This is a genomic window from Methylobacterium sp. E-005 (genome assembly GCF_022829725.1).
Classification (GTDB): Bacteria; Pseudomonadota; Alphaproteobacteria; order Rhizobiales; family Beijerinckiaceae; genus Methylobacterium.
Map to the genome: position 1 here is coordinate 64,364 of NZ_JAKSYG010000081.1, position 15,086 is coordinate 79,449.

The 15,086-nt window shown below is 70.0% G+C and carries 12 protein-coding genes and 1 tRNA gene; 5 read left to right on the forward strand and 8 right to left on the reverse strand.

Annotated features, from left to right (window positions below; translation table 11 throughout):
• Nucleotides 1-394: 394 nt before the first annotated feature.
• From MKK88_RS09185 to MKK88_RS09200, 4 genes are all read right to left on the reverse strand, one after another.
• Nucleotides 395-928 carry a hypothetical protein gene (locus tag MKK88_RS09185; RefSeq protein WP_047170697.1) on the reverse strand — a complete coding sequence of 178 codons (534 nt, stop codon included), beginning with the start codon at nucleotides 926-928 and terminating at the stop codon, nucleotides 395-397.
• Nucleotides 929-961: 33 nt separating this feature from the next.
• The gene (locus MKK88_RS09190) at nucleotides 962-4,210 is read right to left on the reverse strand and encodes an efflux RND transporter permease subunit (RefSeq protein ID WP_007557633.1); all 3,249 of its coding nucleotides are present in this window, start codon (nucleotides 4,208-4,210) and stop codon (nucleotides 962-964) included.
• A gap of 10 nt (nucleotides 4,211-4,220) precedes the next feature.
• The gene (locus MKK88_RS09195) at nucleotides 4,221-5,600 is read right to left on the reverse strand and encodes an efflux RND transporter periplasmic adaptor subunit (protein WP_007557631.1); all 1,380 of its coding nucleotides are present in this window, start codon (nucleotides 5,598-5,600) and stop codon (nucleotides 4,221-4,223) included.
• Nucleotides 5,601-5,735: 135 nt separating this feature from the next.
• On the reverse strand, nucleotides 5,736-6,107 hold the full coding sequence (locus MKK88_RS09200) for a hypothetical protein (RefSeq protein WP_007557630.1): 372 nt from the start codon (nucleotides 6,105-6,107) through the stop codon (nucleotides 5,736-5,738).
• A 295-nt stretch (nucleotides 6,108-6,402) separates the two neighbouring features.
• Here MKK88_RS09200 and MKK88_RS09205 point away from each other — a divergent pair, with 295 nt between their 5' ends.
• Nucleotides 6,403-6,639, forward strand: coding sequence for a hypothetical protein (locus MKK88_RS09205; RefSeq protein WP_007557629.1), 237 nt, complete (start codon nucleotides 6,403-6,405; stop codon nucleotides 6,637-6,639).
• Between the two features lie 163 nt (nucleotides 6,640-6,802).
• On the forward strand, nucleotides 6,803-7,036 hold the full coding sequence (locus tag MKK88_RS09210) for a hypothetical protein (RefSeq protein WP_007557628.1): 234 nt from the start codon (nucleotides 6,803-6,805) through the stop codon (nucleotides 7,034-7,036).
• Nucleotides 7,037-7,085: 49 nt separating this feature from the next.
• Here MKK88_RS09210 and MKK88_RS09215 read toward each other — a convergent pair whose 3' ends face one another.
• The 4 genes from MKK88_RS09215 to MKK88_RS09230 all read right to left on the reverse strand — a co-directional run bounded on the left by MKK88_RS09215 (nucleotide 7,086) and on the right by MKK88_RS09230 (nucleotide 9,903).
• Nucleotides 7,086-7,772, reverse strand: coding sequence for a hypothetical protein (locus MKK88_RS09215; RefSeq protein WP_007557627.1), 687 nt, complete (start codon nucleotides 7,770-7,772; stop codon nucleotides 7,086-7,088).
• Between the two features lie 2 nt (nucleotides 7,773-7,774).
• On the reverse strand, nucleotides 7,775-8,737 hold the full coding sequence (locus tag MKK88_RS09220; RefSeq protein ID WP_007557626.1) for a cation diffusion facilitator family transporter: 963 nt from the start codon (nucleotides 8,735-8,737) through the stop codon (nucleotides 7,775-7,777).
• Between the two features lie 106 nt (nucleotides 8,738-8,843).
• On the reverse strand, nucleotides 8,844-9,266 hold the full coding sequence (locus MKK88_RS09225; protein WP_007557625.1) for a MerR family transcriptional regulator: 423 nt from the start codon (nucleotides 9,264-9,266) through the stop codon (nucleotides 8,844-8,846).
• Nucleotides 9,267-9,826: 560 nt separating this feature from the next.
• Nucleotides 9,827-9,903: transfer RNA gene (locus tag MKK88_RS09230), tRNA-Arg, on the reverse strand.
• A 240-nt stretch (nucleotides 9,904-10,143) separates the two neighbouring features.
• Here MKK88_RS09230 and MKK88_RS09235 point away from each other — a divergent pair.
• Genes MKK88_RS09235 through MKK88_RS09245 form a run of 3 tightly spaced genes read left to right on the forward strand, consistent with a single transcriptional unit; the run spans nucleotide 10,144 to nucleotide 15,035 of the window.
• Nucleotides 10,144-11,112, forward strand: a complete 969-nt coding sequence (locus tag MKK88_RS09235; protein WP_243998934.1) for an endonuclease domain-containing protein — start codon at nucleotides 10,144-10,146, stop codon at nucleotides 11,110-11,112.
• A 3-nt stretch (nucleotides 11,113-11,115) separates the two neighbouring features.
• Nucleotides 11,116-11,856, forward strand: coding sequence for a hypothetical protein (locus MKK88_RS09240; RefSeq protein ID WP_243998936.1), 741 nt, complete (start codon nucleotides 11,116-11,118; stop codon nucleotides 11,854-11,856).
• Nucleotides 11,853-15,035, forward strand: coding sequence for an ATP-binding protein (locus tag MKK88_RS09245; RefSeq protein WP_243998938.1), 3,183 nt, complete (start codon nucleotides 11,853-11,855; stop codon nucleotides 15,033-15,035). The genes MKK88_RS09240 and MKK88_RS09245 overlap by 4 nt, the downstream gene beginning before the upstream one ends.
• Nucleotides 15,036-15,086 lie beyond the last annotated feature (51 nt).

The following is a 15,086-nucleotide window of genomic DNA, read 5'->3' on the forward strand; positions in this document are numbered from 1 at the left end:
GCAGGCCAATGCACGGCGCCAAACGCCGTCGGTGCGCCGGTCCCGAGGCCGCCGAAGCCCGATCAGGGACGCGACCATGGAGCGAGGCGTTCCGGCCGCCGTTGGGCTGGCCAGGGCGGCCGGTGCCGACCGCCCGCCCGGTGCAGGCGTCCGGCGCGCGAGGCATTCCCCGCCATCGAGCACGCCGGCCCTGGCCGTCCGACGCTGCACGCGGCTCCTCTCGGCAGGGGGCTTCATCCCGGCCTCGTCGCTTCGCCCCGCCGTGCCGTACCGGAACGCCGCGAGGCCGACGCCGGCCTTGCTCTCGTCCGGGCGCCATCGAACGGGCGTCCGTCTTCGAGCGATCCGCGCCCGCGCATGCAGTACCGGCCGGGATTTGTACCGGGGAGCCTCATCAGGGGGCGCCGACACCGATCAGGTCGGCGACGTGCACGCCGGCCGGGTGTCCGGTCGCGTCGCGATGGGCCGCCGAGCAGGCTGGGTAGCCGGGGCCGAATGCGGTCATGACGAGTTCGCGCCGCCCATCCGTGACCTCGCGGCTGGCCAGGAGCGCCCGGCCGCCCGGCCAGAGCTCGGAATCGGCCACGGGCCCCGGTGCGGGCTCGCCATAGCGGCGAACGCCTTCGTCGTGGATGGCGCGCCGCGTCCTCGCCAGGGCCTCGCCCGACATCGGCAGGCCAACCCAGACCACCTGTTGCAGCCCTTCGTCCCGGCAGACCACGAGGACCACCTCCGCGGTGCCCGCCCCGATGGCCGGCGGCCAGCCATGCGGATAGTAGAGGGCGGTCAGGTTGGCCTCGCGGTCGACCTTGAGCGGACGCGGCACCGCGTCGACCGGTCCCCAGGACAACCCGAACGGTGCGTCGCCGCCCTCGACCCCCGCCGCGGGCGATGCGGGAGTGGTGACGAAGGTGGACAGGGAGGCCATGGCGGCCGTGATCGCGAGGATGCGCATCCGGGGCTACTCCGCAGCCTTGAGGTGCCGCGATACGGTCTCCGTCGGCCGCTTGGCGGCCTTCGGCATCGCGGCCTTGCCGAAGCGGGCGTAGAGCGCCGGCAGCACGATCAGCGTCAGCAGGGTCGCGCTGATCAAGCCGCCGATGACCACGGTTGCGAGCGGCCGCTGGATCTCGGCCCCCGTCTCGGTGGCGATGGCCATCGGCACGAAGCCGAGCGATGCGACGAGCGCCGTCATCGCCACCGGACGCAGGCGGGTCATGGCACCCTCCAGGATGGCCTCGCGCTTCGGCCGGCCCTCCGCCACGAGCTGCTTGATGAAGGTCAGCATCACGAGGCCGTTGAGGACCGCCACGCCCGAGAGCGCGATGAACCCGACCGCGGCCGGAACCGAGACCGGCATGCCGCGCAGCCAAAGGGCGAAGATTCCCCCGGTCAGGGCCAGCGGCACCGCGCTGAACACCAGCAACGCGTCCCGCGGCGAACCCAGGGCCGAGTAAAGCAACAGGAAGATCAGGAAGAAGCAGACCGGCACCACGACGGTCAACCGCCGCTTGGCCGAGGCGAGGTTCTCGAATTGCCCGCCCCAGGTCGCGTAGTAGCCCGGCGGAAGCTGGACTTGGCTACCCACCTTCGCCTGTGCCTCGGCCACGAGCGAGCCGATGTCGCGGCCCCGGACGTTGGCGGTCACCACCACCCGTCGCCTGCCGTTCTCCCGGGAAATCTGGTTCGGTCCCTCGCTCACCGAGAAGGAGGCCACCTGCTTCAGGAGTACGGAAGTCGCGCGCCCGTTCGGTCCCGGCGGCAGCGGCACCGGGATGTTCTCCAACGCCTCGCGGTCTTCGCGGACCTTGTCGGTCAGGCGCACCACGATGGGAAAACGCCGATCGCCCTCGAACACGACGCCGGCCTCCCGGCCGCCGATGGCGGCCCCGATGACCTCCTGGATGGCGCCGGTGCTCAGCCCGTATCGTGCGGCCTCGGCCTTGTTGATCTTGATCTCCAGGAACGGCAGGCCCGCCGTCTGCTCGACCTTCACGTCCTCGGCGCCGTCGATGCCGCGGAGCAACGCGGCCACTTGGTTGGCGGCCTTGAGCATCGGCTCGAACTCGTCGCCGAACACCTTCACTGCGAGGTCCCCGCGGGTCCCGGCGAGCAGCTCGTTGAAGCGCAGTTGGATCGGCTGGGAAAACTCGTAGACGTTGCCCGCGAGCGCGCCGACCGCCTTCTCGATCTGCTCCTGCAACTCGGCCTTGGATAGGCTCGGGTCGGGCCACTCCTCCTGGGCTTTCAGAATGACGAAGGTGTCGGACGAGTTCGGCGGCATCGGGTCCGAGGCGACCTCGGCGGTGCCGGTCTTCGAGAAGACGTAGGCGACCTGGGGGAACTTCGAGACCGCCCGCTCGACGTTGAGCTGCATCGTCTGCGACTGGGTCAGCGACGTCGACGGGATCCGGGTCGCGTTGAGGGCGATGCTCTTCTCGTCGAGCTGCGGGATGAACTCGGTCCCGAGGCGGGTGAACAGCACGCCGGCCCCGACGAGGAGGAGCAGGGCCCCGCCGACGAAGAGGAATGGCGCCCGGACCGCCGCGCCCAATACCGGCCGGTAGAGGGCTTTGAGGGCGCGGATGATGAGGTTGTCCGTCTCGGTCACCTTGCCGGTGATGACGATGGCGATCAGCGCCGGCACGAAGGTCAGCGACAGCACGAAGGCCGCGACGAGCGCGATGATCACGGTCAGCGCCATCGGCTCGAACATCTTGCCCTCGACCCCCGTGAAGGTCAGGAGCGGGACGTAGACCAGGATGATGATCGCCTGACCGTAGAGCGACGGCTTGATCATCTCCTCGGCCGATGCCCGCACCGTCTCCAGGCGCTCCTCGGTGTCGAGGGCCCTGCCCAGCCCATGCTGCCGCTCGGCGAGGTGGCGCAGGGCGTTCTCGGTGATGATCACCGCCCCGTCGACGATGAGGCCGAAATCGAGGGCGCCGAGCGACATCAGGTTGGCCGAGATCTTCGCCTCGACCATGCCGGTCATGGTCATCAGCATGGCGACCGGGATGACGAGCGCCGTGATGACGGCCGCCCGGATGTTGCCGAGCAGCAGGAAGAGGACGACGATGACGAGGGCCGCGCCTTCCGACAGGTTCTTCACCACCGTCCTCACCGTGGCCTCGACCAGCACCGTCCGGTTGAGCACCGTCTGGACCTCGACGCCCGGCGGCAGGGACTTGCGGATCTGCTCCATCTTGGCGTCGACCGCGGCCGCCACCGTGCGGCTGTTCTCGCCGATCAGCATCAGGGCGGTGCCGACGACGACCTCTTGGCCGTCCTCGCTGCCCGAGCCCGTGCGCAGGTCGCGCCCGATGCGGACGTCCGCGACGTCCTTGATCCGGACCGGCACGCCGCCCCGCGTGGCCACGACCACGTCGGCGATCTCGTCCATGTTCTCCAGGCGACCGGCCGCGCGGACGACGTAGCCCTCGCCGTTGTCCTCCAGGTAGCGGGCGCCCTGGTTGGCGTTGTTGGTCTCCAGCGCCCGGGTGACGTCGGAGAAGGACAGGTCGCGCGCGGCTAGCTTCGTCGGGTCGGGCTGGACGTGGTACTGCTTCTCGAAGCCGCCGATGCCGTCGACGCCGGCGACGCCCGGGACCGTCTTGATCAGCGGACGGATGATCCAGTCCTGGACCGTGCGCAGGTAGGCGACCTGCTCAAGCTCGGTTCGGAGCGCCTGTCCCTCCGGGGTCAGGTACCTTCCGTCCGGCTGCCAGCCCGGCTTGCCCGATGCCGAGACCTTCCGTTCGGCGGGCTGCGCGTAGTGGATCGACCACATGTAGATTTCGCCCAGGCCGGTCGAGATCGGGCCCATCCGCGGCTCGACCCCGGGTGGCAGGTCCGCCCTCACCTGGGCGAGACGCTCGGCGACCTGCTGGCGGGCGAAGTAGATGTCGAGCTTCTCCGCGAAGACGGCGGTGACCTGCGAGAAGCCGTTGCGCGAGAGCGAGCGGGTGTATTCCAGGCCCTTGATGCCGGCGAGCGCGGTCTCGACCGGGTAGGTCACCTGCTTCTCGACGTCAACCGGCGAGAGCGAGGGGGCGGTCGTGTTGATCTGGACCTGGTTGTTGGTGATGTCCGGCACCGCGTCGATGGGCAGCCTCGTCACCGCGTAGCCTCCGAAGCCGGCGGCGAGCAGGGAGAGCAGCAGGACGAGCCAGCGCTGGCGGACCGAGACGTCGAGAATTCGATTGATCATGTCCCGCCCCTCAGTGGTCGTGGTCGGCTTCGGCCTTGCCGAGCTCGGCCTTGAGCAGGAAGGTGTTGGCCACCGCGATCTCCTCGCCGGGCTTGAGCCCCGCCTTGACCTCGAAGGAATCGTCGTCGGAGCGCCCGAGCTCGACCTCGCGCTTCTCGAAGCCTTCCTCGGTGCGCACGAAGACGACGCGCTTGCCCTCGATGGTCTGCAACGCCGCCTTGGCCACTCGGACGGGGACCTGCTCGGTCGCGATCTCGACCTCGGCGGTGACGTAGGTACCGGGCCGCCACGCCATGTCCTTGTTCGGGAGGGCGACCACGACCCGGGCGGCACGGGTGTCGGCGTTGAGCAACGGGCTGACGAAGATCACCTTGCCGCGCTCGTGCCGCTCCTCACCTCCCTGGCTCGGCGTGACGGTGACGATGGCGCCCTCCCTGACCTTGGCGAGATCGGAGGTCGGAACCGAGAGCTCGATCCAGACCGTCCCGAGGTCGGCCACCGTGTAGAGGTCGGCCGGGTCGCCCTGACTGCCGACAGTGGTCCCGACGTCGACCTTGCGCTCGACGACGCGGCCTGCGAACGGCGAGCGCAGTTCGTAGCGGCGCAGGCTCGACTGGTTCGGCGTGGCCTCGTCGCGCTTCTGCGCCGCCTGGACCTCGGCGGCGTTCAGCCCGAGCGCCGACAGCTTCTGGCGGGCGAGGTCGACGCGCAGTTGGTTCTCCAGGAAGGTCGCGCGGGCGTTCTGGAACGCGGCCTCGGACGCGGCCTGGGAGGCGAGCAGCTTCTGCTGACGCTCGAAGTTGATCTTCTGGAGCTCGGCCTGGACCTGGGCGGTCAGGTAGTCGCTCTTGGCGTCGGCGACCTCGCGGCTGTCGAGCACGGCCACGATCTCGTCCTTCTGCACGGCGTCGCCGAGGCGCTTGCGCATCTCCGCGACGGTCCCGACCACCCGGGCCGGGACGCGGGCGATCCGGTCGGTATCCGGCGTGATGGTGCCGGGGACGAGGAGATGGCGCGCCAGCGTGCCGCCGTCGGCCTTGGCGACCTGGATGCCCTGCGTCTCGACCTGCTCCGCCGTCATCCTGACGTGGCCTTCCTCGCCCTCAGCCTCGGAATGCGCGTGCTCGCCTTGGGCATGTCCGTCCATGACTTTCGCGGCGGGCTTGGTCGCGGGCTTGGCTTTGGGCATGGCATGGTCGTGGCCGTCGCCCTCGGCATGGTCGGGCTCGGTCGCCGGCGCCGCGGCACCCGTCCCGCCGGTGAACGCGAATAGGGTCGGCGGCACCCCCGCGGCCGACAGGGTGTTGCGGACGAAGCCCGAGACGGCGGGCACGGTCGCGCCGACGGCTATGCCGACGGCCAGGACGACCGCGAGAACGAGGATGCGCATGGGAACCACTCGACCGGGACGCCGGGCGGGCATGCATGCCGCCGCGGTCGTTCCGCTGCATTCAAGAAGGGACGGGTCCGGAGCCCGTGGGGCGGCCGGACTAAAGATCCGCGCGCGGATGCGCGCGGCGTCACCTCAAGTGCGGGGCGGTCGTGCCGGACGGCCGGGCGCGATGGCGACGGGAGCCTCCGCCGTCCGTGCGTAGGACGGCCGCGGGCGGTCCGGTGCGGGCGCGAGGGGGGCGCCATCGAGGTAGGCAAGCTGATGGCAGCCGCAATGGGCGTGGCACGCGAGGCCAGGGTCGGCTGACGACGGCGCGGCGGAGGCCTCGAACACGGTCAGTTCCGTGGCCCGATGGTGACCGCCGGCATGGAAGGCCAGGTCCTCGGCGAACCCCGCGGACGGGGCGGCGAACGCGAACGTCAGGACGAGCATGAGCGTGCGGACGGCCAGCGCCCACCCGTCACGCGCCGCTTGCCGGCGCCTATGCCATCCACCGAAGTCCATCGTCGCCCTTATCCGCGATTCCGGCCCGTCGACACAAGTGGTGCCGCCTGCGACTTGAACTCACGATGAACGCCATGACCTGCCAAGTTCATCGACGGCTCCCGTTGGTCAAAACGCGTGATCGCACGATGCTCCTCAGCAACTCGCGCATATACGACGGGACCATCCTCGATCCGCACAGCACAATTTAATTGCTCTCTCTCGAATGTTCGGCCCGGGCATGGACGGGAATCATTCCGGAACGGTTTCGCGGGGATATACATTCCGAGATCGATCCGAACCGAAGGAGATGCGGATGAAACTCACGATTGCCGCCCTGGCCGCCTCGGCTGCCCTCGTGCTCAGCCCACTCGGGGCGTTCGCCCAGCACGTGGACGTCGGTCCCGGCGGTGTCGCGGTCCACGGAGACCGTCATCACGACGAGGTCGAGCATACCCATTCGACCGTCGAGGAGCATCACCGCGACCGCCCGGTCGTCCACGATCACCACGACGTCCACGAGCGCACCGTGGTGGAGGAGCACCGGCACTGATTCGTATGCCGGTGGGGACCGCGAGGCCGAGTGGCAAGCCCGCGCCGCGGCCCTTCGCTTGTTGGGATGCGCGAAGGTTGCCGTTTGCTGAACGTCTGTCTCAGGGTGCGTTCAATCCGTTCGTACCAGGATGCCTGCATCTGATCGAGCTTCGGAGCGACCCATGAGAACGATCTTCGCCGGATTGGCAGTGGCCCTGGCCTTCGCGCCCATGGCGGCGTCGGCGCAATACTATGAGGGCGGTTACGGCCAGCGGCGGCCGCACGACCACGTCGATGTCTACCGGCATGGCGACCACGAGGACGTCGTCGTCCGGCACCACCACCCCCGCCGCTACGAGGACCGGCCGTTCTTCGAGGAGCGGGGCCGTCACCACCATCATCACCACGACGACTGAGCGGGGTTTCGCCGGGGCGGACGACGCCGGCGTTTCGGGGAGCGCCTGTTCAAGAGACTGCCTCGTCGAGGAGCAGCAGAAGCAGGAACCCGGCGAAGAACATCGCCGTGACCCAGGGCCGGTCCTCGGTCTCGTGTGCCTCGACGAGCAGTTCCTCCGTCACGAGGTAGAGTAGCGCGATCAGGCCGAACGCGAGGAAGCCACCCTGGAAGGCGGGCGGCAGCGAGCCGACGGGACCGCCGAGGAGCGCCCCCAGCGGCAGTAGCAGGACGAGGACGGCCGTGAGGCCCACCACCCACCGCTTCGAGGCGCCGCCCGCGCCGAGTTCGCTCGCGACGGTGAGGCCGAGGAACAGCACCTCGATGGTCAGTGCGACGGTGAGCAGGATGCCCGCCTTGGCGCCCGCCGCGAAGGCGATGCCGAGGACGAGGCCGTCCACGAGGATGTCGATGCCGGTGACGGACAAGAGCCCGACCGGGCCCGACACCCGCCTTTCGAGGCTGCGCAGGCCGAGCATCGCGGCGACCCCGAAGCTGCCGCCGAACAGGGTCGCCCAGATCGACCCGGCATGCTTGAGGTCGGGCAGGATCTCGCCTGCGGCCGCGGCGAAGACGACGCCGGCGGCGAAATGCTGGATGGCGCTGACGAGGATGGGCCCGGGGCGCAGGTTCACCGCCACGGCGGCGCCTGCGATGGCCGCCGCTGCGGGGATCAGCGTGTAGATCCAGGCTTGCATGCTCAGACCACGGTGTCGGGGGCCAGCGCGCAGGCGTTTGCCCCTTCGATCTCGACCTGCAGGGTGGTGTGGCCGATCCCGAAGCGCTCCCGCATCGAGCGGGCGGCCTCCATCAGGATCGCGTCGTCGGGATATCCTCCGGGCACGACCAAATGGGCGGTGAGACAGACCTCGGTGGTGCTCATCGGCCAGATGTGGAGGTCGTGCAGGGCCGTGACGCCCGGAAGGCCTTCGAGGTGGTGGCGCACTGCCGCCGGGTCGATGCCCGGGGGAACGGCGGCCAGCGACATCGCGAGGCTGTCGCGCAGGAGGCCCCACGTGCTCCAGACGATGACCCCTACGATGCCAAGGCTCACGACCGGATCGAGCCAGGTCAAGCCGGTGTAGAGGATCACCAAACCGGCGAGCACCACGCCCGCGGAGACGGCGGCGTCCGCGGCCATGTGCAGGAACGCCCCGCGGATGTTGATGTCGCCCTTGGCCCCGGCAGCGAACAGCCAGGCGGTGATGCCGTTCACAAGGATGCCGACGGCGGCCACGACCATCACGGTCTTGCCGGCCACCGGGGCCGGTTCGCCGAAGCGCTGGATGGCCTCCCAACCGATGGCGCCCACGGCGACGAGGAGGAACACGGCGTTGAACAGGGAGGCGAGGATCGAGGATCCTTTCATCCCGTATGTGTAGCGTGAAGTCGGGGCCCGCTTGGCCAGAACGGTGGCGACCCAGGCCACGACGAGACCCAGCACGTCGGAGAGGTTGTGGCCCGCATCCGCCAGGAGCGCCACGGAGTTCCCCAGGACGCCGAAAGCCGCCTCCAAGAGCACGAACCCAACGTTCAGGGCGATCCCGATGGCGAAGGCCTTGCCGAAGCTTGCCGGCGCGTGGACGTGTCCGGCGTGGCCATGGGAATGGCCGGTATGATCATGGGCGTGACCATGCTCCGCGTGGTCGTGGTGTTCCGTCATCGGCGATCCCGGTTCGGCTCGCGGCGGCCGGGAGGACCACGCGAGAAGATCGGCGAGGCATAACTTCTCTAGCGGCTAGAGAAGCAAGGGCCTGGCTCCGGCGTGATCAGTGCTGTTCGCTCAGGCACTGTCCGTGATCGGCCAGCACCTCGATGACCCTGCATTCGCGGACTTGGCCACCGGTGCACTGGTCGAGCATCGCCTGGACCTCTGCCCTGAGACCCGTCAGCCGGGCGATCCGGTCGTCGATGTCGGCGAGGTGACGCCTCGCGACGACATCGGCCTCCGCGCAGGGCCGCTCGGGGTGGGCGGCGAGATCGAGCAGCGTCCGAATGGCCTCCACTTCAAACCCGAGCTCTCGCGCGTGCCGGATGAAGCGCAGGCGCCTGACCGTCTCGTCGTCGTAAGTCCGACGGTTAGTTTGCGTGCGTTCCGGCGCAGGCAGCAATCCGATGGATTCATAGAACCGGATGGTCGGGACCTTGACCCCCGTCCGATCCGACAGCACGCCGATGGCGAATGACCGCATACGATCCCTCTGATGCTCTAGTCACTAGAGGCATACGGGCATCACAATCGGTTGTGAAGGTACGCGACAGGTCGGTCCACCGGCGCTGCGTTTCTTTGATCGGCCAGATCCGATCCCGCCAGGGACGGGAGATCCGCCCCGGCACGCGTCGGGGGCGCGGACCTATCCGTCTCTATCCTTGAGAGAGCGTGGATGTGGTTCCTGCCCGGTCAATCTCCGAAAATACGAGCTTGCCAGAGGTCGATTTCCGTCATCGGTGCAGATGACACGCGCAAACCAAGACCGGCGGTCGGCAGGAGAGCGCGTCTTAGGCTTGCGAAATGCGCCTCTTAGGTCTGGGCCCGAGACGTGACCGCGAATATCCGGCACCATCCCTGGTGACGTCACACCCGTTACCCCAATGCGAGCGTATCAGGCGGCTTGGTCAACTCACGGCTCGCCTGATCGCCAGCGGAGGAGAAAAAGTCTTGCGCCACAGGGTTTTACTTGTAGAATCTTTCCTGGCGCGTAGTTGCACCTGAATGGCGCCAGTCGAAACTTATGTGGCGCCCAAGAAAGATTGGCGCACCCGACACGATTCGAACGTGTGACCTTTGCCTTCGGAGGGCAACGCTCTATCCAGCTGAGCTACGGGTGCAGGCCGTAACGATGTCCTAGCTCAACCGCGCCGCCAGCGCAACGGCGTCCGCCGCCAGGCCGGTCAGCCACAGACGCTCCGGAAACGTCGGACGGTACGGTGGTGCAGCCCCCACAATGCGACAACCTGAAGATGTTCGAGGCGTAGCCAGACGCGCGAAGCTGTGCTGTATAGGGCGGACGACGGGCTGCAAGGCGTGAGGCGCCGGCAGCACGCCGGCAGTGCGGTCTCGGGTTGCGCGTGTCCCCCCAGCTCGGCATCGCGGCACGGCCGCAGATCACGGCAGGCGACTTGGCCCGGCGCATCGCCGTTCTGGCGCCTGGCGAGCGCCTCGTCGTCCTGGGCGTTGCCCGCGCCGCCATCGGCGCCCTCCTGGCGGAGGGCACGGAGCGCAGCGCCCTGCTGGTCGCCGATGCGGATGGGTACGGCACGGCCCTCATCGACCGGCTCCTCGACGATCTGGCGGATCTCGCCCGTGCGCGCTGGCCGCACTGGCACGGCCGCGACGCCTCCGAGGCCCCGGTCGGCGCCGATCCCTGGCTGAAGGCGGCAGCCAAACGCGCCCGGCTCGGCCTGACGCCGCGCTTCCGCCGGATGGCGCGCGCGCTCGAAATGCAGCGCCTCGCGCAGGCGATCGACCCCGCCGGGCTCGTCCTGATCTGGGCGATCGATCCGGCCTCGCCCGCCCGCGCTAGGCCGGTGATCGAGGCCCTGGAATGGTGCGCCCGGCACGGGGCCGCTTCGGTGGTGGCCCTCGCCGCCGAACCGCCCGCAACATCCCCCTACGATCGGATCCTCTACGGCGCCCATGCCTTCACCGAAGCGGTTCGGCCAGCGGCGGAGCGCTTCATCTCAGCCCCCGGCGGCCTCCCGGCGAGCGATATCGAGCGGCGGATGGCGGCGGCTTTGGGGCAGGATCCGGATCTCGCGGGCCTGTTCGTCTGCAACGCCCCGGTGCCGGTCGGTGCCTGGGGGGCACGGCCGCGGGTCGACCTGCTCTGCCCGACGCTCCGCGTGGTCGTGGAACTCGACGGCCCCGAGCACCGGGCCGAGCCTAAATTCGGCGCCGATCGCCACCGGGATTACGAGCTGCTGACCGCCGGCTACCTGGTTCTGCGCTTGACCAACGATCAGGTCGCGACCGACCTTCCGCTCGCCATCGAGAAGATCCGCGCCGTGATCCGCCTCCGGCGCGCAGGAGGGGGTTAGCCGATGCAGGACTCGCCGACGCCGCAGCAGGCGCTGATTCTCTGGTGCCTCCTCGGCCGGGGCGGAACCGCCCTGGAGGGCACGCTCGTGCCGAAGGTGAAGCCGGCCGATCGCGAGACCCTGGTCGCAGGCGGCTATCTCGAATCCGGGAAGCAGGGGCGCGCGCTGCGGCTGACGGTGACCGATAAGGGCTGGAACTGGGCGGGGACCCATCTGGACGCCCCCCTGCCGCCGGCCTTCCGGGTGCTGCAGGACTGGCTGGGGCGAATCGGGGCCGATCTCGCGGCGAGCGGCCGGCCCCTTGCCGAATTCGTCGGTCCCGTCATCGAGGAGCCGCCACCGGACACACCGCAGACGCGTAAGAAGGCAGCCGGGAGCGACCGGGCGGCGAAGGGGTCGAAGGCCGCCAAGACGGCCACCGCGAAGTCAGCAGCCAGTCCCAAAAAGGCGGCGGGCTCCAAAAGACCCCTCAGCCCCAAGCAGCTCCGCGCCCGGATCGAGGCGGCCTACCTCGCGCTGACCGGCGGTGAGCGGGCCAAGGCCGTGCGCCTGAGCGCGCTGCGCGCCGAGCTCACCGACCTCGACCGCGCGACGGTCGATTCGGGCCTCGCGGCGATCCTCAGCGGCGACAGGACCGCGCGGCTGAGCCAGTTCAGCGACCCCCGGTCGCTCGACGGTGCCGAGCGCGACGCGGCGTTCAGCCCCGCGGGCGAGCCCTTCCACGTCCTCTGGATCCAATCATGACCGATGCCCTCGACGCCCTGCGCCGGGTCGATTTCGATTGGGTGCGCACCCTCGACAGCATCTGGATCGACACCCCGCCCACCGGAAGCCCGAACGAGCGGCTCGTCCCGGACCTCGTCGCCGACCTCCACGCCAAGGCCCGCAAGCCCGCCGACCGCGCCCTCGGCCGCGTCTTCATCGGCCCGTCCGGCGTCGGCAAGACGCACCTCGTCGGGCAGATCCGGCAGGAGGCGTGGCGCACGGGGGCGTGGTTCGTGCCCCTCGACGTCCTCGGCCTCACGGATTTCTGGCGCAGCGCCGCCCTGAGCTTCGTGACCGCCCTGCTGCAGACGATGCCGGACGGACGGCGGCAATCGGATGCGGTGCTGGCCGGTGTGGCGCGCCGGTTCGGCGTCGAGACGCAGGTCGAGGCCGCGTTCAACACCCCGAACATCGATGCCCGCCGGATCGTCGATGTCCTCGTGACGGCGCTGATGCGGGTCGATGCCGGCCGCGCGCTCAAGCACCTCGACGTGTTCCGGGCGCTCTGCCTGCTGCGCTCGCAGGATTTCGGCGTGGTCGGCCTCGCCCATGCCTGGCTGCAGGGCTACGACGCGGATCCCACGGAGCGGGCCGCCCTGGGCTTCAAGACGCCGCCGCCGGCCCCGGTCGAGCTCGTGCGCGGCATGGGCTGGATCATGGCGCTCAGCGGGCCGACGGTGGTCGCGGTCGACCAGATCGACGGGATCATCGAGAGCAGCCGGCTCGCCGCCCAGGACGGGCTCGACGCGGAGGCCGGGCTGACCGAGGTGCTGGCCGCGGGCCTGCTCGAGGTCAACATCGTCTGCGACCGGAGCATGACGGTGGTGACCTGCCTCCAGGAGTCCTGGGAGCGCCTCGCAACGCGCAGCCTCGCGCCGATGCTCGGCCGCATCGCGGAGCCGACGCTGCTGCTCGGCATGAACGAGCGGGCCGCCGCCGCCGCCCTGGTGACCGAGCGGCTGGCCCCGGCCTACGCGGAGACCGGCTTCGAAGCCCCGTTCCCGACTTGGCCGTTCAGCGAGCGCGCCATCGCGGCCGCCGCAGCGGCCAACATGATGCCCCGCACCCTGCTGATGCGCTGCGACGCCTTCCGCCGCCGCTGCCTCGCGGAGGGCGTGGTCAACGCCTGCGACGACCTCGGCGCGCCTCCGCTGCCGACGCCGATCACGACGAACGGCACCGAGTTCGACCTCGCCAAGTTCTGCGCGCAGGCCGACATCGCCGGCATCCGCAGCGACGAGGACGCTTGGCTCGGTCAGCTCCTGCGCGACGTCTTTGACCTCTACGCCCTGGAGGACGACCCCGACGATTCGCTCGGCGTCGTCAGCAAGGGCGAGCCGGACCAAAGAATTCCGCCGCTCCACGGCCGTCTGATCTTCATCCACCACGACCAGAACGACCGCGAGCGGCACGTCTGCTACCGGGCGCTCCAGCACCAGAACGCCATCGCGTTCCAGGCGCGCCTGCGGGCGGCGCTGACGGCCTCGGGCATCTCGACGCGCATCCCTGACCGGGAACTGCTCCTCGTCCGCCGCGGCCCCGTGCCGGGCGGGGCCAAGACGAAACAGCTCGTCGACGCGTTCACGGCGGCCGGCGGGCGGGCGATCGACCCGTCCGACGACGACCTGCGGGTCTTCGCCGGCCTGCGCGACCTGCGCGCCTGGGCGCAGGAGGAGGGCATCTCCGACCGGTTCGAGCGCTGGATCCGCGCCGAGCAGCCGCTGGCGAAGACCACCTTCTTCCAGGCCGCGGGCCTTGCCCACGCGGTGAGCGGCGGCGAGGATCCGGCGGCGGTCGAGAAGCCGGCGGACCGTCCCATCGCCCCGAAAGCGGCCCCGAAGCCCGCGTCCGGAGGGGCCGTCGCTGCAGAGAAGCCCGGCCCGAAGAAGGTCGAGCCGCCGCCCGCACCCCGGCCTGAGGGGCACGCCCCGGCGCCGGAGGCGATCCCGGTCGGCCATCGGCTCACCCCCGACGCCCCCGCGGTCAGCCTTTCGCTGCGCCTGCTGCCCCGGCACATTGCGATCATCGCGGGTTCGGGATCGGGCAAGACCGTGCTGCTGCGCCGTCTCGTGGAGGAGGCGGCCCTCGCTGGGCTCCCGGCCATCGTGATCGACCCCAACAACGATCTCTCACGGCTCGGCGACCCGTGGCCGGAGCCGCCGAAGGCCTTTTCCCCGGAGGATGCCCGCAAGGCGGCGCTCTATGCCGAGCGGGTCGAGGTCGTGGTCTGGACGCCGGGGGTGCATGCCGGCAACCCGCTGTTCCTCTCGGTCCTGCCCGACTTCGCCGAGCTGGGCGCGGATCGGGACGAGCGCCAGCAGGCGATCGAGATGGCGGCCGAGACCCTCGGGCCGCTGGCCGGCGCCAGGACCAATCTGCTGCGCGGCGTGCTCGCGGGGGCGCTCCAGCACTTTTCGGACCGTGGCGGCGGCAAGCTCGGCGACTTCATCGCCCTGCTGGCCGACCTGCCGGACGGGACCAGCGCGATCGGCAACGCCGCCAAGCACGCGGCCAACATGGCCGACCAGCTCCACGCGGCGATCGCCACGAACCCGCTGCTCAAGGTCGAGGGCACGGTGCTCGATCCGCGCCACCTGTTCTTCGGGCGCGACCCGGGGCGCACCCGCATCTCGGTGATCAACCTGTCGGGCCTCGTCTCGGAGGCGGCCCGGCTCGATTTCGTGAACCGGCTCCAGATGGCGCTGTTCGGCTGGATCAAGAAGAACCCGCAGCCCCGCGGCCTGCTCTACGTGGTCGACGAGGCGCAGACCTTCCTGCCGGCGCAAGGGGCCTCGCCGAGCCTCGGCAGCGGCATCAAGCTGGTGGCGCAGGGCCGGAAATACGGGCTCGGCATGATCGTGGCGACGCAGGTGCCGCGGGGCATCCACAATCAGGTGGTCTCGAACTGCACCACGCAGTTCTTCGGCCGCCAGAGCGCCCCCGCCACCATCGCGGCCGCCCAGGAGATCATGGCGGCGAGCGGGGGCAGCGCCGCCGATATCGGCAAGCTCGGGGCCGGGGAGTTCTACTTCGCCACCGAGGGCTCGGGGCGCCCGGCCAAGCTGCGCACGCCGCTCTGCCTGTCCTACCATCCGGCCAACCCGCCGACGCCCGAGGCGGTCGTCCGGCAGGCCAAGCGCTCGGCGGAATCGGCCTGAGCGGCCGAGCGCGCAGGCGATGGGGTTTCCAAAGGGCCGTGCCCTTTGGCG